This window comes from Pseudomonas mandelii (assembly GCF_002251635.1).
Lineage (GTDB): Bacteria > Pseudomonadota > Gammaproteobacteria > Pseudomonadales > Pseudomonadaceae > Aquipseudomonas > Aquipseudomonas mandelii_B.
The window spans coordinates 81,711-101,897 of the sequence record NZ_NMOJ01000235.1 but is presented as its reverse complement, the minus strand read 5'-3'; the positions used below and the strand labels follow the sequence as shown (position 1 = coordinate 101,897).

The following is a 20,187-nucleotide window of genomic DNA, read 5'->3' as shown; positions in this document are numbered from 1 at the left end:
TCAAGTCCAATCCCCTACTGCCGCGCCGGTCCCGTCGCCACCACCGATCCCACCGCCGAATGCAAATCCAGTACTGGCAGCGGCGACGGCCGATTCAGCGCGCGCAACACCGGCGCATCGTAGCCGTACACATCAGGCTTGAACGCCACTCGCCCGTCGCTGCCCAAATCCACGGTCCAGTACGCCAGCAACACCGGCACTTTCACCGGAAGCCGAATGTTCTCGGTCTTGCCGCTGGCCAACTGCTTTTGAATACCTTCGCTGTTCCACCGGACCGGGTCGTTGAACAACAACTCCACAAGCTGCAGCGGATTCTCTACCCGAATGCAGCCCGAGCTGGTTGCGCGGACGGTTTTGGCAAACAACTCGCGGTGCGGCGTGTCGTGGAGGTAAATCGCATAGTCGTTGGGAAAGCGGATCACCACCTGGCCCAACGAACTGTCAGGCCCGGCATCCTGACGCAGCGTGAGGCCGCGCGGGTTGCTCCAGTCGACGGTCGACGGGTCGAGCACATTGCCTTCGCGATCCAGCACTCTAATGCGGTTGGCCGCGAGGTAGCCGGGATTGCTCTGCACCTTCGGCAGCATATCTTCCTTGAGGATCGTTGGCGGTACGGTCCAGGTCGGGTTAAACGTGATGTAAGTAATCTGCGCCTGGAAGATTGGGGTATTGCGCGCCGCTTTACCGACCTGCACCCGGGATCGCCAGATCGGCAGGCCATCGCGGTACATCGCCACTTTGTAGCCGGCGATATCGACGATAACGAACGTGCCCTGGAGTTTGTAGAGCAGCCAACGTGCGCGCTCCATGTTCACGCGGACCTGGTCGATGCGCGCATCAACCGGCACGTTCAGCGCTGCCAGTGTTGTCGCCCCTGCCATGCCGTCCGCACTCAGGTATTGCTCGTTCTGATACTTTTTCACCGCTGCGGTGACGGCCCCGTCGTACTGGGTGCCGTGGATCAATCGCGGATCGAGAAAACCGGCCGCGACCATCCTCGCGCGCAATTGCGCGACCGCCGGTTCATCCATGCCCGGTTTGAGCGAATGATCGACCACCACTTTCGGCCAGCCGCCCCGGTCCCGAATGCCGCGCAATTGCGCCAAGGCCTGACGCAAACCGACGTACACCGCTTCTTGCGGCGGTGCCTGGGCAAAAGCCTTGGCCACGTCGTGATTGTCGAGTGCGGCGAAGAAAGCATTGACGTCGTCACGTGGATCGACGCCATTCGAATCAAAATTCCAGTGAATGTCGAGCCGCGAAGGGTCGACCTTGCCCCGCCGCAACTGCAGCAGCGCGGTGATAAACGTATGCGTGGTCGCCATATCGAACGCCGCCCGCTGCTCGGGCGTCACCGGTGTCGTCTGCATCGTGGTTTGCGACCGGACCAATTCATCGATATGAAAGTCCGCCGGGGTCAAGCCGTCGGCCTCAGTCGCGTTCAGGCTGGCGATCAATTGCGCGACATCGCTGTCATTGGTCCACGCCGCGCGGTAGGCACGATGCGTATAAAAATCCATGACCAGACGGCTGACATCCACCCGCCGATTGCGTGGTGCGGTCAGCAGCGGCGGAAATGCAGTTTTCAGCGGTTCAAGCGAGGCCTGAATCGCTTGACCGACGTTATCGTCCGCTGCGGCCTCGATTGTGGAGGTAGGTGCATTTAGCGGCTCAATCGACGACGTTTCCGCAAGTGCTGTGCCGCTTATCAGAAAGCCCATAAAAAATACGCGGCTTATGACGAATAACCTTGTTAAAAGCACCATGAATAATCCTTAATCCCCCGCATTCAACAGCTAGCTTCCCACGCACTGCTAGACTCGAACTTAACATGATGAGACATCTATATGGCGCCACTACGTTTTGGCTATCTACTTTCGGCCCTGCTACTGACTGCAATGTCCGTACCGTCAGCCTACGCCGATTCGCTCGCGGCCGCCCTCATCAAAGCGGCCCCGAAAGCTAACGCCAACGTCATCAACCTCGCCGTTCGCGCCTCGCAATGCAGCATCGCTCAAGGCAAAGCTCCTGTCCAAAGACTTGCGGTTATTGATTATTCCCTGCCTTCGACCGAGCAACGTTTATGGGTGTTCGATTTAAAGAAGCGCAAGTTGCTGTTTCATGAACTGGTCGCCCATGGACGCAATAGCGGCGAAAACATGGCCGTCAACTTCTCCAACCAGAATGAAAGCTTCGCCACCAGCCTCGGGTTGTATCGCACCCAGCAGAGCTATGTCGGACAGAACGGTTACTCGCTACGCATGGAAGGCCTTGAGCCGGGTTTCAATGACAACGCGTTTGACCGGGCCATCGTGATTCATGGCGCGCCTTATGTGAGTCCGGTCCTGGCCCGTGCGAATGGGCGGATTGGCAGGAGCCTCGGTTGCCCGGCGGTCAGACCGGCGGTTGCTCGTCGGCTGATTGATTCGATGAAGGGTGGGCAGCTGTTGTTTTCTTACTATCCGGATCAGCGTTGGTTGAAGTCTTCCTCGTATATCAATTGTGGCAGCGGCACGGTGGCGTCAACCTCCAACACCACTGTCCGCAAGTGAACAACGTGTGAGGCTTGCAGAACGGTAATCGCCGCCTCTGCTTCTGAAAGGCACTAAACACGACAAAGGGCGCCCGCCAAGGAGCGCCCTTTTTAAGGCACCGCTCGTTAGCCTCATCGTCAAGCTAGCTCCAAGCTGACGGACAGGGAACACAACGGCATGCATTCCAACACTACAAGACGCACCTTCGTGAAAGGGCTGGCCGCAGGCGGACTGCTCGGTGGCCTCGGCTTATGGCGCACGCCGGTCTGGGCAATCACCAGCCCTGGCGAACCTCAGGTGTTGACGGGCACCGACTTCGATCTGTCGATCGGCGAAACCCCGGTCAACATCACCGGCAACCCGCGCACCGCCATGGCCATCAACGGCGGCATTCCCGGCCCGCTGCTGCGCTGGCGCGAAGGCGACACGGTGACGTTGCGGGTGAGGAACAAGCTCAAAGTCGACACGTCCATTCACTGGCACGGCATCTTGCTGCCGGCCAACATGGACGGCGTACCGGGCCTGAGCTTCCATGGGATCGAGCCTAACGGCACGTATGTCTATCAATTCAAGGTCAAGCAGAACGGAACGTACTGGTATCACAGTCACTCCGGCTTCCAGGAACAAGTAGGTGTGTACGGCCCACTGGTAATCGACGCGAAAGAGCCCGAGCCGTTTGAGTATGACCGTGAATACGTGGTGATGCTTACCGACTGGACGGATGAAGATCCGGCTTCGATGATGAAAACACTGAAGAAGCAGTCTGACTACTACAACACCCACAAGCGCACAGTCAGTGATTTCATCCATGACGTAGCTGACAAAGGTTGGTCAGCTACCGTCGCTGACCGCAAGATGTGGGCCGAAATGAAGATGAATCCCACTGACATTGCAGACGTCAGTGGCGCGACATACACCTACTTGATGAACGGCCACGCGCCGAACTCCAACTGGACGGGCACCTTCAAACCTGGCGAAAAGCTTAGGTTGAGGTTCATCAATGGTTCAGCCATGAGCTACTTTGATGTCCGTATTCCGGGTTTGAAGATGACTGTTGTGGCTGCCGATGGCCAGTATGTTAAGCCCGTAAGCGTGGACGAGTTCAGGATCGCAGTGGCAGAGACGTTTGACGTGATTGTCGAGCCGACCGAAGCGGCTTACACGCTGTTCGCGCAATCGATGGATCGCACGGGTTTTGCACGGGGTACGCTGGCAACGAAGCCAGGTTTGTCGGCGCCGATCCCGGCCCTGGACCCTCGACCGTTAGTGACCATGGATGACATGGGCATGGGCGGCATGGACCACAGCAGCATGGGCGATATGGCAGGCATGGATCACAGCAGCATGGCCGGCATGCAGTCTCATCCAGAGACGGAAAAGGACAACCCGCTGGTGGACATGCAAGCCATGTCCACCTCGCCCAAGCTTGATGATCCTGGCATGGGCCTTCGCGAGAATGGTCGAAAAGTGCTGACGTATTCTGACCTAAAGAGCACGTTTGAGGATCCAGATGGCCGTGAGCCAAGTCGAACTATTGAACTGCACTTGACCGGGCATATGGAGAAATTTTCCTGGTCTTTCGACGGGGTGAAGTTTTCGGACGCCGAGCCTTTAAAACTGAAATACGGCGAGCGAGTCCGGATCGTTCTCGTCAACGACACCATGATGACTCATCCCATCCACTTGCATGGCATGTGGAGCGACCTTGAAGATGAAAACGGGCAATTCCTTGTACGCAAACACACCATTGATATGCCGCCAGGGTCGAAGCGCAGCTACCGAGTGACAGCCGATGCGCTGGGGCGCTGGGCCTACCACTGCCATCTCCTGTACCACATGGAAATGGGGATGTTCCGCGAAGTGCGTGTAGAGGAATAAGGAGTCGACTATGAGCAATTATTTTTGCGGGACTCGCATGCACTCAGCTGTATTTACCGTCGCTCTAGCCGCTGGTTTTGTCTTGCCGGCAGCCGCTGAAACAAGCCAGGGTACCGAAGACGGGCAGGGATCACAGCCAGATGCAAAGCATGGATGACGGCCAGATGCAGCCCGCCGCGCCGACTGAAAGCCGCACGCCGATCCCGACGCTGACCGACGCCGACCGCGCCGCCGTGTATGCCAGCCCGACCGGCCACGGCGTGCATGACACCGCACTCAACTATTATTTCCTTGCCGACAAACTCGAATGGCAGGACGCGGACAACGGCAGCGTCCTGGCCTGGGATCTGTCAGGCTGGATCGGCGGCGACATCGACCGCCTGTGGTTGCGTTCCGAAGGCGAGCGCACCAATGGGAAGACTGAAAAAGCTGAAGTGCAAGCATTGTGGGGGCACTCCATCAGCCCCTGGTGGGATCTAGTCGGCGGTGTTCGTCAAGACTTCAAACCAGAAGATCCTCAAACGTGGGCGGCTTTCGGTGTCCAGGGCTTGGCGCTCTACAATTTCGAGGCCCAGGCCACAGCTTATCTAGGTGAAGGTGGCCAGACCGCAGCGCGACTGGAAGGGAACTACGACATTCTTCTAACCAATAAGCTGATTTTGCAACCAACGGCAGAATTCAATTTCTATGGCAAAAACGATCCCAAACGTGGAGTCGGTTCAGGGTTGTCTGAGAGTGAAGTTGGTTTGCGGCTGCGATACGAAATCCGTCCAGAGTTCGCACCTTACGTAGGTGTGACTTGGAATCGGTCTTATGGAAAAACCGCTGACTATGCCAGCGACGAAGGCGAAGACCGCAGCGAAGCACGTCTAGTGCTTGGCGTCCGGGTGTGGTTCTAAATCACGGTAAGCAAAAAACCAAAAACCAACCGTTAAAAACGGTAAGAGGCCTCGCATGCGCATGATCAAAACCACCGTTGTTGCCCTGGGACTGCTGCTGAGCACATTCGCTCAAGCCCACCCGAAATTACTGTCCTCCACCCCCGCTGAAGGTGCAGTCGGCGCAGCACCCGCCAAAATCGAACTGCACTTTTCCGAAAATCTCATGACCCAGTTTTCCGGCGCGAAACTGGTCATGACCGAAATGCCCGGCATGGCCCACGCCCCCATGCCGATGAAAGCCAAAGTCTCCGGCGGCGGCGACCCGAAAACCATGGTCATCACCCCGCTTTCGCCACTGCCCATCGGCACCTACAAAGTCGAATGGCGCGCGGTGTCTTCGGACACTCACCCGATTACCGGCAATGTTACGTTCAAAGTGAAGTGATGAATGAGCGACTCGATCGGCATTGCCCTGCGGTTTGGCTTGTATGTGGATTTGATGCTGCTGTTGGGCTTGCCGCTGTTTGGGTTGTACAGCCTTAAAGGGCGGGAACGCGTGTCGGGCGCGGTGTTGCCGTTTCGGTTGATGCTGGCGGGAACGGCAGCGCTTGGGTTGCTGTTGTCTATTGCGAGCATGGTAGTGATGGCGAGCGCCATGAGCGGTGAAACGGCCTTTGCCGAGTTACGTCCACACCTCGAGATGATGGTGTTGGAAACGGACATGGGCCTGGCCTGGGTCGTGCGTATCGTCGCACTGGTTGTTGGTGGATTGGCGGTGATGCTCAATCATCGTGCCCCTGGCGTTGGCTTGCTGGTTGCGACGATTGCTGGCGGTATCGCCCTCGCCTCTCTCGCCTGGAACGGACATGGCGCGATGGATGAAGGCATCCGCCGTGTCTGGCATTTCACCACCGACATCCTGCACTTGCTGGCCGCAGGAGTGTGGCTGGGAGCGCTAGTGGCGCTTGCGTTGATGGCGAAAGCCAATGTTCTGCAAACCGAAGAGCGCATCCGGCTGCTGGCCCGCGCAGTGACAAGGTTTGAAGTGGTGGGCGCGTTGATTGTGGTCGTCATCACCGTCACGGGTGTTGTGAACTACCTCTTCATCGTTGGGCTGGAGCTTGATGACTTATTTCTAAGCACCTACGGGATTTTGCTGTTTATCAAAGTCACCTTGTTTGCAGGGATGCTGGTGCTCGCCGCGTTGAACCGGTTTCACCTTGGACCGTTTTTGCAGAGGTCGTTGCGCAACGGGCAGTATTGGGTAGCGGCGAATGCACTGCGGCGCAGTGTGGTGATGGAGTTGGCTGCGGCCGTTCTGATTGTTGGGCTGGTGGCCTGGCTGGGGACGTTGAGTCCAGAGATGGAAATGGCCGCGGAGTAACGTAAAGGGCGCCACTTGATATAGATCAACGACAGCCCCCTACACAGGGCTACGCTCAAAATAACCCTCAGATCGGATACCAGACATGCACGGGCTCCGCACCCATCTACCGCTGCTGATCCGCCAAGTGCTCGCACTGTGGCTGTTAGCCTTTGCGGTAGCGGCGAGCCAGGGTTGTCTTAGCCTGCCGCCCCATGATCTGAGCGCCGCCCATGAAATCACCAGCAGCGCTGGACATGACAATAGTCATGAGCAGCATGCCAGCGGCTGCCTGCAATACTGCGAACACAGCGCCACAGCACTGCCCCCCGCACAGACCTTGCCCACCTTCGAACACGCCCTTTGGGCCGTCCTGTTTCTGCTGCCTGCGCTGATTCTGAGTGTCCGCTCCCAGACTCCGTTCGCGTTTCTCACCTTACACCGACCGGCGCCACCCCGGCCGCCAGCGCGCCTGCGCTTCGTTCGCTTCAACGATTAAAACCACTCTCCGAGCGTCCGGAGTTCCGGCCGCCCCTCCTTTGGCTTCGCCTCTTTAGCGCGGCTCAATAGTTCCTGTACGTCCCTGACTCACTGGAGATTGCCATGCATACGCACTTCAAAGCACTCCTCGCCACCTTGCTCGTGAGCAGCCCACTTATCGCCTCGGCAGTCGATGAGCATCACCCGGAGGGGCAGACCGCGCCCGCCAAGACAAGCGAAGCAGCTACGCCGATGCAAAACAATGTCATGACCGAGCAAATGCAAAAAATGCAGGCTGCACACGACAAGGCAGCCGCCGCCAAGACCCCTGCCGAGCGACACGCCGCCATGCAGGAGAGCATGAAGACGATGAAGGACAGCATGGCCATGATGCATAAGAACTGTCATGGCAAGGGCATGGGCATGGGCATGGACGGCAACAAAGACGGCATGGAGATGGGAATGATGAACATGATGATGAAAATGATGGATCAGCAATCGAGCATGATGAACATGCCGATGAGCAAGTGACGCGCACAAGCCTATAGGCAATGCAGCGACGGTTTTACTTTCAACCATCGAACCCTGTCATCACACCACCGCCACTCATGGCGAAAGAGGTTTACGCAATGAACGGTACAGAATTGCAAGTCGAAGGCATGAGCTGCGGCAGTTGCGTCAAACACGTCAACGCTGCGTTGCTGCCACTGGCCGGGGTTGGTGAAGTGACTGTCGACCTGGCGTCTGGCCGGGTCAAAGTGACCGGGGACATCGACAGCGATGTCCTGTTATCGGCACTGAATGAGGCAGGGTATCCAGCAAGCGTGTTGAAGGGTGAACGCCCCCAAAGCGTCGAGAAAAAGTCGGGGTGCGGCGGCTCCAGTTGCTGTTGTCACTGAGTCCGAACGGCCAGGATGACAGCCTCTGCTTCTGAAAGGCACTAAACACGACAAAGGGCGCCCGCCAAGGAGCGCCCTTTTTCATTTTCGGCCTATGCGCTTCTAGCTATTACACTCAATGCCGCTTCAACCCCACTCCATCACTAAAGCCCGACAAAAATGAAAACCATAAAAAGCACAATGATGCTCAGCGGCCTGTTCGCTCTAAGTGTTGGCATTCAAGCCCAGGAAAGCGCCTCGCATCTGGACAGCATCATCCAGCAAGGCCAACTGCGCGTGTGTACGACGGGCGACTACAAACCCTATACCTCCAAAGCCGAGGACGGCGAATACTCGGGGATCGACATCGCCATGGCCCGCTCATTGGCCGACAGCCTGGGCGTCAAGGTTGAGTGGGTGCAGACCACGTGGAAAACGCTGATGCCCGACATGCTGGCCGGCAAATGCGACATCGGCGTGGGCGGCATCTCGGTCACCCTGGAACGCCAGAAAAAAGCGTTTTTCAGCACCACACTGGATGTCGACGGCAAAATCCCGTTAGTCCGTTGCGAAGATCAGGCGCTGTACCAGACCGTCGAACAAATCAACCAGCCTTCGGTTCGCTTGGTTGAACCGGCCGGTGGCACCAACGAAGCGTTTGTCCACGCGTTTCTGCCCAAGGCGAAATTGAGCCTTCACGACAACGTGACGATCTTTCAGGAGCTGCTGAATAAGAAGGCTGACGTGATGATTACCGACGCGTCGGAAGCGCTGTATCAGCAGAAACTTAAACCCGGGTTGTGCGCGGTTAACCCGAGCCAATTCATGCAATACGGTGAGAAGGCCTACTTGCTGCCACGCGATGACATGACCTGGAAGTTGTATGTCGACCAATGGCTGCACCTGGCCAAGGTGACCGGCAACTACCAGAAAGTCCTCAGCCAATGGATAGCAACGCCCGCCCCCAAATAACCGCCACATCCACGATTCAGGTAGCCGCTGGCGAAGCCTGCGTCAGGCTGCAAAGCAGTCGCAAAATCAGCACCCACGGTGCATCAGATAACAACGCGCCCCGACGCAAACATCTTCCGTCGGGGCGTCACGCCTTAGTCTTCGTGCAGCAACCTCGAGCTGTACGCGCTGAAATTGCTACCGATCGCGCTTCCGCCGAGGCTCAACTTGTTGGCGCCATGGCCATCGAACGATTGGCAGCCTCCTGAAAAACAGGTGTTGGTGCTGACGCCTGAGCAGGCGCTTAAAAGCAGAGCGCTGGTGATCATCACGACTTTGAAGAGGCTTAAAATCATTTTTCAGGTTCCTGAAGACTGGGAGCGTGGAGATACAGTGGTTGCTCCTCATCCTAGGCTGCGAATCGTTAGGCGTTATGAAGCTTGGCTGGGCAACAGGTTTGGTAAAGCTGCAGCTGTTCTTGTCATACGATCAACTCCCCNAAGTGTCTTCAAAAAACGCCGCAAGACTCGCGCAGGTCCTACTAGCGCAATCCTGATAAACTTGCACCTCTTCCTAGCCTTACCCATTCCAGACCCCCAATGCCCCCAATCACCGCCACACCCGCCCCGCTCTCCCGCCGCTTCTCCGTCGCCCCCATGATGGATTGGACCGATCGCCACTGCCGCTTCCCGGCCAGCCTGGCTCATTCACCGAAAGCTCATCGCTTTGTAGCAATTTATAAGCAAGCCGCAAGTCCTGCTTGTCAGGGGCACGACCGGTACTATGCTTGGGGTTTCTCGAAAGGAGTCGACCCCATGTCAGGTGAGTATTCGCTGTCGGATGTGCTGGACCGGATGTACCACAATCAACTCGCGTTGGAAGCGGCGATCATGGAGCTGACGCAGTGGGTGGAAGAACGAGATTCTGGGGATGTCGGGGGAAATGCCCGTGGAGCACTGGACACCATTGGAGAAAATGCGGGCCACATCAAACAGGGTTTGGCCAAGCTCAAAGGTTCAACGATCGGCTAAACCAGGACCTTCCGCATGCGAATGGAGTAACGCTCAAAGCATTTATAGCGAGGACCGATTACCTTCTACTGAAGGACCGCTTCGGCATTTTTCTGGTCGACATGGCGGGTGAACCTTACGTTGAATTTACGCTTTCACACCCAGAATTTCGGACGCTGGTAGGCGCGCGTCGCACAATAAATGGCGCTCGGATGTAGAAAATCAGCTAGAGCCCATATAGGTCTACAATGCCCCCACTGCGGGACATGACCGGTCACGAAAAATCATGAATAAACTCATTCCCTCTCTCCCCCATGAATAGAAACCGGCGAAAATGCCAACGATTAAGGAGGAAGAGTGAACGTAAATTGGGATGGTTTGCTGCCGATCGAAGGAGCCGTGATTGTCGTTGAGGATGACCTGACACTACGTTCTTTGATGACGGACATCCTGGCTGAGATCGGCTCCAGCGTTCTGGCTTTCGAGACTGCAGACGACGCGCTGACCCACCTTCTACAGAACCATGGGTCGTGCCCGCTGGTTATCGTGGATCAGAGGCTGTCTGGTCAGCTTCAGGGAATAGAGTTTATTGAGATGGTCCAAAGCCGTTGGCCAGCGATCGCATCCCTTCTCACGTCCGGATATTTGATCGATCCGACCGACTTGCCGGCCGCTACGCTTTACCTGCATAAGCCATGGTCGCTGGAAGATCTGGTGCTGTCGGTGGCTACTGTTCTGCAGCCCGGCAAACCCATTTACCCATCCAGTAACCGATCGTTATGACTCGCGGACGTTTCTCATGAACGAAATGGGTTTTGTCGGCTTACTCTTCGTCTTGAGTTTCGTTTGGATCACCATCGTACTGGGGACGATGGTTTGGCTATCCTGAGTTCGCCCAGGAGGGATAGCTTGTGAAAAGAAGCAATATTTAAAGCCTCAGATGCTCCCGCGTGATGGGCCGCTATCGGCCAGGAGCGGTCAGTGGCAGAGATCTATGTGCGCTACCCGAGCCATCATCCGACCCTCTACGTAAATCCAGCGGCTTGCTCGCCCTTTAGTCGTAGTTTGGGCCGCTGACGCAGCCCAAACGACATTATGAACGTCTATGTAACTAGCGAAGGTAAATCGCGTTTCCGCCGTTAACTCCACAGGAAACTCACGCGACTCTCTGCTTTCGACGTATTTAGCGAGTCTTCACATAGCCTTGGGGCCGGAAGCGGCCGGTTGCTATCTAGCCTGCAAGCAGGCCTCACGAAGTTGGATAAGCAAACCAGATATAGGAAGACGGTTTCGTGCCTCATCGTCGAAGACTATCCGACTCTGGTCAGCTTCAGACTTGCATCTTGCGGAGACCCGATGAAGAAGGAAGCAAATGGCATCAAGATTGTCTACCGGTCTTTCAACCGCAGCACATCGCTTTTGCCATTGCTGGATCGCCTCAGTGGTCAAACCATGTAGTTCGGCGACACTTGAAAATCTGTCGTTAACTATAGCGAGCACGTTGCGTTCAGTTTGGACTCGTGAAAAGAAAGAGCCAAAGCGGTCAGCAGAAGGAGTTCTCACGTGCAACCTCAATTATGTTCTGTGTCCATGTGTATGCTGACTGAATACCCTCCACTAGCTTTTCAATAGCAATAGGAGGTGCAGGTAATCCGCGTTGTGACGCATGGCGAGCGTTAATAAGTGTTTGGTAGAATTTTTTGCTGCACGGCGGCGCTAGCTGAAGTCGCGCCGACACGTCAAACGGTGCAAATCGGCTAAAGCAAGGGAGCCCTAGGACGGACGAGCTCAATGACATACCAACATTGCGAAGAGCAACATAAGCAATACCCGCTTCGTACACTGGAGATTTACTGCCAAGTATGATGGATTGCTGCGCAGACTTGAGTAAATCGCTGAAGTTCATCGCGTCGACTAAACCTCCAGTGTAAGGTGCAGGAGCTGGGAAGGTGTGCAGATAGTCCTGACGATTTTCCCACCCTGGTATCGGACGAGCCTCTAGATGCAGATGCCAAGCGAATAAGTGGCCTTCTTTGAACATGCGCTCTAAGTGGCCACACGAATACTCCGCGAAGGTGCAATGCATGGACATCGCGGAGGAGACTTGCTCCCTTGCATCAAACTGTAACCGGCTGTCGAGCACTTTATCGTAAACCAGCAACACGTCGGTGTCGCTCATGCGGTCTTGGTCACCACGCGCAACCGAACCAAAAAGATAAGCCTTAAAATTATTCATTTTTCACCCTATCTTCTGGCTATGCATTTATACAGCACAGGTATACCTAAACCTATAGATACATAGCGTAAGGTCACCGCGAGTACAGATGTGATAGGGCTGGCTAAAACCTCAGAAGCACTTACACTTGGGAGATCAATATATAGTGAAGACAGAAAATACAAGCTTTTAACATATTGGTGAAATAACGCTCCAATAGATACAGCTTCTAGATCTGCGACTTGACCTGCAGCGTGAAAAAAACTAAATAAAATCAGAAAAAAAACAGTCGACAATGCTAGGCGAAACAGTGACTCTCCATGCCCCCAAATATATCGTTCTGCTAAAAGGCGAACGTGATGAAAACGCGCGGCCAATCGCTGGCGCATGGAGTATTTTTGATAATAACCAGTGCCTGCGTTTGCGATGCCACGCCAATGTTCAATCTCCGTGCGAGCTTCATGGTATACGACATCTGCTTCCCACTTCGTATCGCCGACGCTGTGAGCATTTGCTCTTAAGTTATGCAGCATTTCCCAGCGCACGTTCGGATAGCCTGGAAGGTTAGCGAGAAGTTGCGGTACTGGTAATATGCAACGATGAAAATCAACATAACTGAAGTCGCAATTCTCAAAAGTCGCAGAGCGAAAAATCGATTCGCGGATGCGTGCTCCGATGAATTTACAGTTGATAAAAATCGCCTTATGGAAGTAACCTCGCTCGATGATGCTATAAGAGAACGTGCAGTCACTATAAGTGACTTCCTTACCCTCGATGTCGCGTAAGTAGCGCCCAGACAAGTCTAGACGCGATAGAGTTCGTGCCGAGCCGGCACCGAGATCATCCCGGGTTATGAGGCTTTCCATGATTACGCCGTTAGTAATAGGTCTGAGGTATCACTGCAGGCTCAATATAGCAGTGCTTCGAGTGGTACTGATGGCAAAATTGACACTCCCTACGTGAAGCACGTGGGGGGGATAGAGAATAACGGAGCTGGCAGCGTCAACAACCTAGCCAAAATTAAGGCGGCGACCGTCTGAATCTGACTGATTTCCGCCGGTCGCGACCGATACCAATAGGCTGTATCGCTCCGTCGCTAATGTGTATGAACGTCGGCTTCTAGCCGGTTAGCGACGGCCAGACTTCGACCCTCGCTACGCATAGTCAAACGTCAGTCTGTTCCGCCATGTCCAGGGCGTCATCGACTTCAATTCCCAGGTATCGAACGGTGCTCTATAGCTTCGTATGGCCGAGCAGCACTTGAACCGCTCGCAGAATCTTCGTCTTGCGATAGATCAGCGATGCTTCGTATGCCTCATTGTGTTAGAACCATACATGGCTGGATCAAGGCCAAGGGCTTTCGCCCAGCCTATGACGATACGAGCGTATTGACAGTGGATAGATGGTCTGACGTATGCAGCTGACTCGGGAAAAGGTAGCCCTCGCTGCGTAGTTGGACCTAATTTATCCAGGCCGCGATAGCAAACCGTTTTTGTTCGGTGATCTCATAATGCACTGGCCGCTGCGTCTTCTGCTGCATCACCATGGCTCCGGGTGATACGTTCTCGCCATACCCACTAAATTAAATTTTCCCAACGCGCTGTTTATCAAACGCAACAATCAATAGACCGCCTAACTATTTCGACCACCGGATTAAAATAATCTAAAAACAAAATATTCAACGTATTAGTGATCCCCCCAGGAAAAGCAAGTGAAACTAAATACAAAGCGATGGATGCGTAAAGTAAAAAACAAATACCCCAGATCACCCAAAATACTCGCCTCCCGGACCTAATCGGAGTCTCCACCAGTTTTTGCCAATCTTGATTAGACATAAAGCTATAGAGCTTGTTTCTCCAGTCTTTTCTACTGGAATCCGCCAATGCATTAAATCTGATACTTGAAAATCCGCTGACAAAAACACTGAGCGCCAGCAGTACTGCTGTTGCAATATAAAGCGACTGAATAACTTTCCCATCTAAAGTAATGGGGCTTCCTGGAAGCTTAAGCGCGAGCACCACACCAGCAATAGCAAAGTCGCGCCACACTGCTGAGATCAGATCACGCGCCGCAGCCTGCGTTTTTGCGACTTCTTCCTGTAGCCCTTTTCTCAAATCACCAAGGCCCTTTACAGCTTCTTTACTTTGATCCTGTAAGTGGAAAGCAAACGCCTCTTTAGCACCGGTGAGGCTGTTATCAAGAATCTGATTGGAACCTTCAGGCCATACACTCCCCAGGTTCCAGTTAATAGCCAAATGATTATTTAAGAGTTGAAATTTTGTTTCCGCTTCTCGAGGCGTTGCATAAATCCAACTACATGCATCACTAAAACTAACGTAGTCAACAGTGCCCCAGTCAACCTCTGCTACAGTTACAGGAAGTGAACGCCCCCCTCGAAACACTGCCTCTACAACGTCACCTTCGCTACGAATTTCAGATGGCAAACAGAAGGCCAGATTCTGTTTGGCTGTATCTGACCATGCTTCGTATATCACGCTTGGCGAGGTAGGACTCTCTAAAATTAACCACGGACTTATAGATGACGGGGTATAGGAATGAGTCAAATCTCGGACGAGCTTCCATGGCTTTTCAGGCTTCTGCCCGATCTCGGGAAGAAACTTATCTGCGAAAAATGGCCTTACAGCGTGTTGAAAAGTAGCAAAAGGCGCAAATTCTCCGGCAACCCAGATGCAAAGTCTTTCTGGTGAAATGGCTTGGCCGGCAGAAAAGCTTTTTAGCCAGTGACGAAATCCGGCGACCGTCACGAAATATACCCAACCATCAGTCGATACCTTCGTGAGAATGACCCTGACAGGCTCTAAGGAATGTTCTAGTGAGAAGTTCTCAGCAGACCATTCCTGACCACTGATTGTGCCAATGATCACTATCGCGCCTAGCTTATGCTCCGTGAGGTATAACGAAGTGAGCTTTAGCTCTTCGATAAACTCAGTACTGGGATCAGATAGATCATCCATTCGCACTTCAGTCAGCGTTTCAAAAACTGCGGCTTTGGCGCCCACACCTGGCTGCTCTAGCAACCTAATTAGTTGAGCACCATAATCCATATTAGATCTCGTTAACTTTGGATGTGGAAATGGTAATAGTTTTCCCATCCGGAGAAATTTTAAAGGCATTACCAGCCCCAGGTGGAACCGTGATCAAGATACCCTCTTGGGTCCTATATCTCGTCTTCCGCACTACCGGCAAAGCTTCTGGCACATACTCAAATACTTCACCGGCAAGACCTTGATTGGTTATCTCTTTTTGATACGATGCTTTGACATCATCACTTCCATAGGCGCCGAAGAACTGATTATAAAATCCTTCTGCATCGAATTCTTTTTGTTTCTCTGCGATTTCCCGTACTTGATCTCCGGCACGATAAGTAAATGAAGATGGAAAAACATCTCTATGTTTGGAAACAATCTTAATCACCGCCTTATGCAGCGATTCGGTCAACTCCGCTGGTTTTTTGGTGCGCTCCACACCCAGAAACTTTCTGAAAATGTCACTTATACTGGATCGTGTCTGACGGTCAATCACTGCAACGTGACCCTCGCCGGCAACTGCATCCAAGTCAACAAGCGCCGATTTCTGAAGTGACTTTGCTGACTGCGTGAAATTATTCACCACATCAGCTAGAACAGCTTTTGACCCATTCCTTGTGAAGCTAACAACCTCATCTGAGTCATATTTTATAAGAGAATAGTATCGATTCTGACCAGCGAATAGTTCAATCACAATCAAGACTCCAGGTGTAACTCGCTTGTCGTAGAGCGAATTAAACTGAAAAGCCAACAACTTTGAAAACTCTAGGAAAGTTATCTTGTTTTCTTGCCACTTCAATATTTCGTCTTTAACGCTCGAATTATCCAAGAAGGAGAATCTATTTCCCTTGAGAGTGTCTTTTATTCGGGCAATGAAGAATAACTCATACTTTCCGAGAGGGACATCGTCAAAATACTCAGGTTCATCTTTTCCATGGTGAACTACGTGAAAGAGGAAATTGCTGATCTTTAATGAAGCTATTTGCTCGTCAGTTAAAGTGGCCAAGTTTACCTCTCCCTGCATTGATGGCTATATGACATAGCATCTAACCACTTTTCCCAAAAATTTCATACATCGAGCATGGTTATAGCACTGTATATCCATACATGTCGCAAAAGTCAACTCGTCCTCACCAAGGGGGACTTCTCTCAATTTTCTACGTTCAGTCGCTGCGATCACCCCAGGTCGTCGCACGCACTGGCCATCTTTCACACGTCTAGACGCGGACAGGGACTGCGGTGACATTTGATTTAGCGGTGCCTAATCAACCCATTGGGACGGATGGGCTCTGGTCGGTTACTGCGATCCACAAGGGCAACTATGGGCCAATTGCTAGCCTCCGATGAGTGACTGCTGTTGGCCGAAAGCGGCCTTTCGTGACAGAGTGCGATCGGTCAAGAGTGGCGTTTGACTCTGGCCCACTTTTGATGCTCATCAAGTAGCCACCTCAGTCCAAACCAAGGCTGCCGTTTCACGCCATGCCACGTCGGTAAGCCCATATTTCTCCGCTTGTGGTTTCGACACCAACTTCAGCGGTTTCCGCCCTGGTTTCGGTATCGGCGCCACTCCAGCATCACAACTCGCCCAGTGCCATGCGTCGGCATTGCTTCTTATCTTCGCCCGGATAACAAAAGATTTCGGCTCCCCATGAAGCTTGTACTCAATCACGTATAGATCGGTTTTCATGAGATCCCCTCCATTTGCTGATAAACAAAGGACTGACTGCGTCAGAAAAAAATTCAATGGATTTTTAGGCACTGTTAACCCTTTGATTTTTCTAAAGAGATTCCATTGGCTTAAAGATCAAACACCTTCGCTCTTTTGGATCGGTAGATCAGTTGCGTACCCCGCGTGGATTACTGGGAATGAACCGTCTATCAGTTGGTCAACTGCGCAGAATAATTGGGGACAGTTCGATGTCCATTGCCGCTGCGACGGTCGACTAGAGTCGCTATCATCAGGTCGTCCAAGGTCTGGCCGCTTTCGGCGAACGGCGTTTATGTTCAACAGGCCCCCACGTTTTCGGTAAGCGTGGGGGCCTTTTTTATGCGCCTTGGAAACCAGCACCGCCAGGGCTGGTCTACCATCCCCTGACTGCCTGGTTTTATGTAAAGACCGCCACTGACTTGAACCGGAATCCTGCTCATGTCCTACGCCTATGAAGGTTTGGCCACCGTCGCCGTGTTGGCCCTGTACCGGGGACAGCCGCCGAATGAACTGACCACGTTGGAATTAAATGTTCGGGTGCTCAACCTCGACCCGAAGCGCTTTCGCCTTGAATTTGACCATTACCTGCAAGGCCCCAAGAAAGCCAATGCGCTGCGCGTGGTACTGCCGGGCGGGCTGCTGCTGCAAGGCTCGATTGTCGACGGCAGCAACGAACCGGCCGGCGGCTGGCTGCTGATCGACGTCGCGCAGAACGAACTGCCACTCGAACCGCCGGCGCCCGGGAACGGCTGGAAATGGGAATAAACATGGGTGACGCCTTGACCGCGCTGAACCTGCCTGAAGCAATTCGCGTCCAGGCCACTAAGCTGCTGGGCGCCATTACCCAGGCCCGTGATCTCAGCGAACTGCTGCGCGCCGCAGGCCGTGCCGAGGGGTTTGTCTTGGGCCTCGAGACCGTATACCCACTAACCATTGTCGATGTGGAGAACCTCTATGTAGTGGTGGAGGCAGCCGTCCAGCGGCGCCACGCCGAGCTGGGCGGATGATGGGTGAAGGCATCCACGAGGAGGTGTTGCGCGCCTTGGTCGAACAGCACGCGGTGCGCGAATGCCTGGTGGCCAAGGTCGACGGCGGCCCCGCCTGGGGCTTGTCGATCCGCCTCGGTGGCAGCGGTGCGCGCTGGGTGCCGGTGCGCTCGCGGCGTGAGCGCCTGCGCACCTGGGCCAGCTTGACCGCCGTGGGGCGTTTTGCCGAAGGCGTGGGCCTCAGCGGATTCACCGTCGAGTTGTGAGCGCTAGGCGCCCATATAGTGTGCATCGCCGGTTCCACGACGTGGACAATCAGCACCGCCCTGACATAGAGCGACTGCTCGTCGCCTCCCCCTCGCCTGCGTCTCGGCGCTAGATTACTGTACATACAACCAGTATCTGTACAGCGAATCCGTTCCCATGAATTTCGACCAGGCCAAAGCGCTGAGACTGCAGCAGTGGCGCTCGACCCTCAACAACCACGAATTCCGGCTGCAGAACCCGGAGGCACACCGCCAGACCCTGCACGCCATGAGCCAAACCTTGGCCGCCGAGGGTCTAGTTGACCCGCTCGAACAGTTCGACATGGATGAGCTGGCGAACGCCGCCTACTGGCACGCGGTGGAAGAGCTGATTAACGCGCCACCGCGCTACTGCGGGGCGTCGTCCTATGATGTGGTGTTACGCGGCACCACCGACTTATTCGGTCGCATCGGCCGCTCTATTTTTTATGACGTCAGTTCGCTCGCGGATCCTCAGCGGTCTGGCTACGACGGCAAGATCTATCCGGATGCCGGCGGTGCGAACCTGGTGTTTAATTCATCTGGAGTCAGCGCGCGAATCATCGGGCTCACGCTGACTATGCCCGATGGGCGACGGTATGACCTGATTGAGACGCAGCGTGTGGTCGAGGGCGTGACCTACCAGCCCATCGACGATCCCGACCTGTTTCGTGTGCTGGTCGATACTGCACAGATCGCCCAGGAGAGCCAAGATCTGCGCGCCTTCGAAAAGGCCCGGCCCCTGCTTGAACTGGCAAGCTTCTGCACCTGCCCGACCTGCCTGGATCGCTTTGGCTCGCGCGACGACTGTCCAACCTGCTGCGGAAACGGGTTTGTAACGAAGGCGATGTCCACGGGTCTATCCTGAATACACGACTGAGGGTTGGGCCATGTGCGGAAGACTTTCACAGTACCGGGGCATTCACGAATTCGTTGCCGCGCTTGGCATGCCCAATGCTTTGGCGAGCAGCGTGGGTGACCAGCCGATCGAGCACTACAACGTGGCCCCGACAACCCAGGTAGCCCTGCTGCACGTCCAGGGCGAGTTGCTGCTGGCCGATCCGGTGCGATGGGGATGGAGGCCGCATTGGGCCAAGGACCGCGCCACGCCAATCAATGTGCGCGTCGAGAAGGTCGCACTCAGCCCGTTCTTCCGGGCGATCTGGCCACACCGGGCAATTACGCCTATCGACAATTGGTTTGAGTGGGTAGATGAAGGTGGGCCGAAGAAACAGCCTTACCTGATCCGTAGACGGGATGGCTGCCCGGTCCTGTGTGCGTCCATTGGCCAACTGCCGGATGCCGATGAAGGTCCGAGCGAACATGACGGCTTCGTGATTATCACCGCCGACAGTGCTGGCGGTATGGTCGACATTCACGACCGCCGGCCGGTGGTGCTGACGCCGGAACTCGCACGCGAATGGCTCGACCCGGCCACGCCAACGGCGCGCGCCGAGCAGATGGTGCTGTATCAGGGCGAACCCGCCGAGGCTTTCGAGTGGTTCAAGGTTGACCCAGCCGTGGGCAACGTGCGCAAACAAGGGCCCGATTTGATCAAACCCATTGGGCCGGAGACTCCGGGTGATGGCTTGTTCTAACTCGAGGTCAGCAACTTCAGCCGTGCTTCCAATGCTGCCTCGAAATTGAGGTAGAGCCGTTCCGCGTCGCCGGAGCGTAAAGCACCGACCGTTTCCATTCCAAGCACGAAACCTTCCGCCCGAGCGCCGGCCTTCACGGCCACAATCAGTGAGTCAGCGCGCCCTATCTGCGCCAAAAGGCGCTCCGCTTCCCGCTTCATCTTGTCGTTTAACACCACATCTTGCACAACGGCGATCCTCTAATGGGACATCCCATGCATCACCAGTAAGACCACTGAAGTCCAGACGAGTGTCATCAGAATTGATAGTCCTAACAGGTGCTTATCCATGAGCGATCGCTTCGAAAAAACCGAAGAATGAAGTAGAGGCCGACA

Annotated in this window: 23 protein-coding genes and 3 pseudogenes; 17 read left to right on the top strand and 9 right to left on the bottom strand. The window is 54.5% G+C overall.

What is annotated here, in order from left to right; genetic code table 11:
* Positions 1–14: 14 nt before the first annotated feature.
* Positions 15–1,766, bottom strand: coding sequence for a L,D-transpeptidase family protein (locus B7L09_RS28135; RefSeq protein ID WP_094471583.1), 1,752 nt, complete (start codon positions 1,764–1,766; stop codon positions 15–17).
* Between the two features lie 81 nt (positions 1,767–1,847).
* On the opposite strand from B7L09_RS28135, the gene B7L09_RS28130 reads away from it, so the two are divergent.
* The 9 genes and pseudogenes from B7L09_RS28130 to B7L09_RS28090 all read left to right on the top strand — a co-directional run bounded on the left by B7L09_RS28130 (position 1,848) and on the right by B7L09_RS28090 (position 8,986).
* Positions 1,848–2,552, top strand: a complete 705-nt coding sequence (locus B7L09_RS28130; RefSeq protein WP_094471582.1) for a murein L,D-transpeptidase catalytic domain family protein — start codon at positions 1,848–1,850, stop codon at positions 2,550–2,552.
* Positions 2,553–2,711: 159 nt separating this feature from the next.
* Positions 2,712–4,412: a copper resistance system multicopper oxidase gene (locus B7L09_RS28125; RefSeq protein ID WP_094471581.1), complete on the top strand. Its 1,701-nt coding sequence runs from the start codon at positions 2,712–2,714 to the stop codon at positions 4,410–4,412.
* 122 nt (positions 4,413–4,534) lie between these two features.
* Positions 4,535–5,311: pseudogene (locus B7L09_RS28120) on the top strand (copper resistance protein B); the annotation flags it as partial.
* A gap of 55 nt (positions 5,312–5,366) precedes the next feature.
* Positions 5,367–5,738, top strand: a complete 372-nt coding sequence (gene copC / locus B7L09_RS28115; protein WP_010456110.1) for a copper homeostasis periplasmic binding protein CopC — start codon at positions 5,367–5,369, stop codon at positions 5,736–5,738.
* Between the two features lie 3 nt (positions 5,739–5,741).
* Complete coding sequence (gene copD / locus B7L09_RS28110) at positions 5,742–6,677, top strand: copper homeostasis membrane protein CopD (RefSeq protein ID WP_010456112.1); 936 nt, start codon at positions 5,742–5,744, stop codon at positions 6,675–6,677.
* An 85-nt stretch (positions 6,678–6,762) separates the two neighbouring features.
* Positions 6,763–7,155: a hypothetical protein gene (locus B7L09_RS28105; protein ID WP_010456114.1), complete on the top strand. Its 393-nt coding sequence runs from the start codon at positions 6,763–6,765 to the stop codon at positions 7,153–7,155.
* Positions 7,156–7,259: 104 nt separating this feature from the next.
* Positions 7,260–7,667: a hypothetical protein gene (locus tag B7L09_RS28100; RefSeq protein WP_094471579.1), complete on the top strand. Its 408-nt coding sequence runs from the start codon at positions 7,260–7,262 to the stop codon at positions 7,665–7,667.
* 98 nt (positions 7,668–7,765) lie between these two features.
* A complete protein-coding gene (locus B7L09_RS28095; RefSeq protein ID WP_010456118.1) occupies positions 7,766–8,035 on the top strand; it encodes a heavy-metal-associated domain-containing protein in 270 nt (89 codons plus the stop codon).
* A 159-nt stretch (positions 8,036–8,194) separates the two neighbouring features.
* Positions 8,195–8,986 carry a transporter substrate-binding domain-containing protein gene (locus B7L09_RS28090; protein WP_094471578.1) on the top strand — a complete coding sequence of 264 codons (792 nt, stop codon included), beginning with the start codon at positions 8,195–8,197 and terminating at the stop codon, positions 8,984–8,986.
* A 134-nt stretch (positions 8,987–9,120) separates the two neighbouring features.
* Here B7L09_RS28090 and B7L09_RS32550 read toward each other — a convergent pair whose 3' ends face one another.
* A complete protein-coding gene (locus B7L09_RS32550; protein ID WP_094471577.1) occupies positions 9,121–9,321 on the bottom strand; it encodes a hypothetical protein in 201 nt (66 codons plus the stop codon).
* 243 nt (positions 9,322–9,564) lie between these two features.
* Between B7L09_RS32550 and B7L09_RS32950 the strand changes: the two are divergent.
* The 3 genes and pseudogenes from B7L09_RS32950 to B7L09_RS28075 all read left to right on the top strand — a co-directional run.
* Positions 9,565–9,654, top strand: a pseudogene (locus B7L09_RS32950) (hypothetical protein); the annotation flags it as partial.
* A 126-nt stretch (positions 9,655–9,780) separates the two neighbouring features.
* A complete protein-coding gene (locus tag B7L09_RS28080; protein WP_010456124.1) occupies positions 9,781–9,996 on the top strand; it encodes a hypothetical protein in 216 nt (71 codons plus the stop codon).
* A gap of 336 nt (positions 9,997–10,332) precedes the next feature.
* A complete protein-coding gene (locus B7L09_RS28075; RefSeq protein ID WP_010456127.1) occupies positions 10,333–10,758 on the top strand; it encodes a response regulator in 426 nt (141 codons plus the stop codon).
* 760 nt (positions 10,759–11,518) lie between these two features.
* On the opposite strand, the gene B7L09_RS28070 is transcribed toward B7L09_RS28075, so the two are convergent.
* From B7L09_RS28070 to B7L09_RS28050, 6 genes and pseudogenes are all read right to left on the bottom strand, one after another.
* Complete coding sequence (locus tag B7L09_RS28070; RefSeq protein WP_010456129.1) at positions 11,519–12,211, bottom strand: nucleotidyltransferase domain-containing protein; 693 nt, start codon at positions 12,209–12,211, stop codon at positions 11,519–11,521.
* A gap of 8 nt (positions 12,212–12,219) precedes the next feature.
* Positions 12,220–13,056 (bottom strand): pentapeptide repeat-containing protein, encoded by an 837-nt coding sequence (locus tag B7L09_RS31815; protein WP_141213513.1) that lies wholly within the window; start codon positions 13,054–13,056, stop codon positions 12,220–12,222.
* Between the two features lie 298 nt (positions 13,057–13,354).
* A pseudogene (locus B7L09_RS32545) lies at positions 13,355–13,763 on the bottom strand (tyrosine-type recombinase/integrase); the annotation flags it as partial.
* A 34-nt stretch (positions 13,764–13,797) separates the two neighbouring features.
* Positions 13,798–15,255, bottom strand: coding sequence for a hypothetical protein (locus B7L09_RS28060; protein WP_010456131.1), 1,458 nt, complete (start codon positions 15,253–15,255; stop codon positions 13,798–13,800).
* 1 nt (position 15,256) lies between these two features.
* Entirely contained in the window at positions 15,257–16,243 is a 987-nt protein-coding gene (locus B7L09_RS28055; protein ID WP_010456133.1) for a nucleoid-associated protein, read from the bottom strand.
* A gap of 429 nt (positions 16,244–16,672) precedes the next feature.
* Positions 16,673–16,924 (bottom strand): DUF6555 family protein, encoded by a 252-nt coding sequence (locus B7L09_RS28050; RefSeq protein ID WP_010456135.1) that lies wholly within the window; start codon positions 16,922–16,924, stop codon positions 16,673–16,675.
* 459 nt (positions 16,925–17,383) lie between these two features.
* Here B7L09_RS28050 and B7L09_RS28045 point away from each other — a divergent pair, with 459 nt between their 5' ends.
* From B7L09_RS28045 to B7L09_RS28025, 5 genes are all read left to right on the top strand, one after another.
* Complete coding sequence (locus B7L09_RS28045; protein ID WP_010456137.1) at positions 17,384–17,710, top strand: hypothetical protein; 327 nt, start codon at positions 17,384–17,386, stop codon at positions 17,708–17,710.
* A complete protein-coding gene (locus B7L09_RS28040) occupies positions 17,701–17,952 on the top strand; it encodes a hypothetical protein (protein WP_010456139.1) in 252 nt (83 codons plus the stop codon). The genes B7L09_RS28045 and B7L09_RS28040 overlap by 10 nt, the downstream gene beginning before the upstream one ends.
* Positions 17,949–18,197 carry a hypothetical protein gene (locus tag B7L09_RS28035; RefSeq protein WP_010456142.1) on the top strand — a complete coding sequence of 83 codons (249 nt, stop codon included), beginning with the start codon at positions 17,949–17,951 and terminating at the stop codon, positions 18,195–18,197. The genes B7L09_RS28040 and B7L09_RS28035 overlap by 4 nt, the downstream gene beginning before the upstream one ends.
* A gap of 157 nt (positions 18,198–18,354) precedes the next feature.
* A complete protein-coding gene (locus tag B7L09_RS28030; protein WP_010456144.1) occupies positions 18,355–19,083 on the top strand; it encodes a hypothetical protein in 729 nt (242 codons plus the stop codon).
* A gap of 22 nt (positions 19,084–19,105) precedes the next feature.
* The gene (locus B7L09_RS28025) at positions 19,106–19,813 is read left to right on the top strand and encodes an SOS response-associated peptidase family protein (protein WP_094471576.1); all 708 of its coding nucleotides are present in this window, start codon (positions 19,106–19,108) and stop codon (positions 19,811–19,813) included.
* On the opposite strand, the gene B7L09_RS28020 is transcribed toward B7L09_RS28025, so the two are convergent.
* Positions 19,810–20,040 (bottom strand): hypothetical protein, encoded by a 231-nt coding sequence (locus B7L09_RS28020; RefSeq protein ID WP_010456147.1) that lies wholly within the window; start codon positions 20,038–20,040, stop codon positions 19,810–19,812. The genes B7L09_RS28025 and B7L09_RS28020 overlap by 4 nt on opposite strands.
* Positions 20,041–20,187 lie beyond the last annotated feature (147 nt).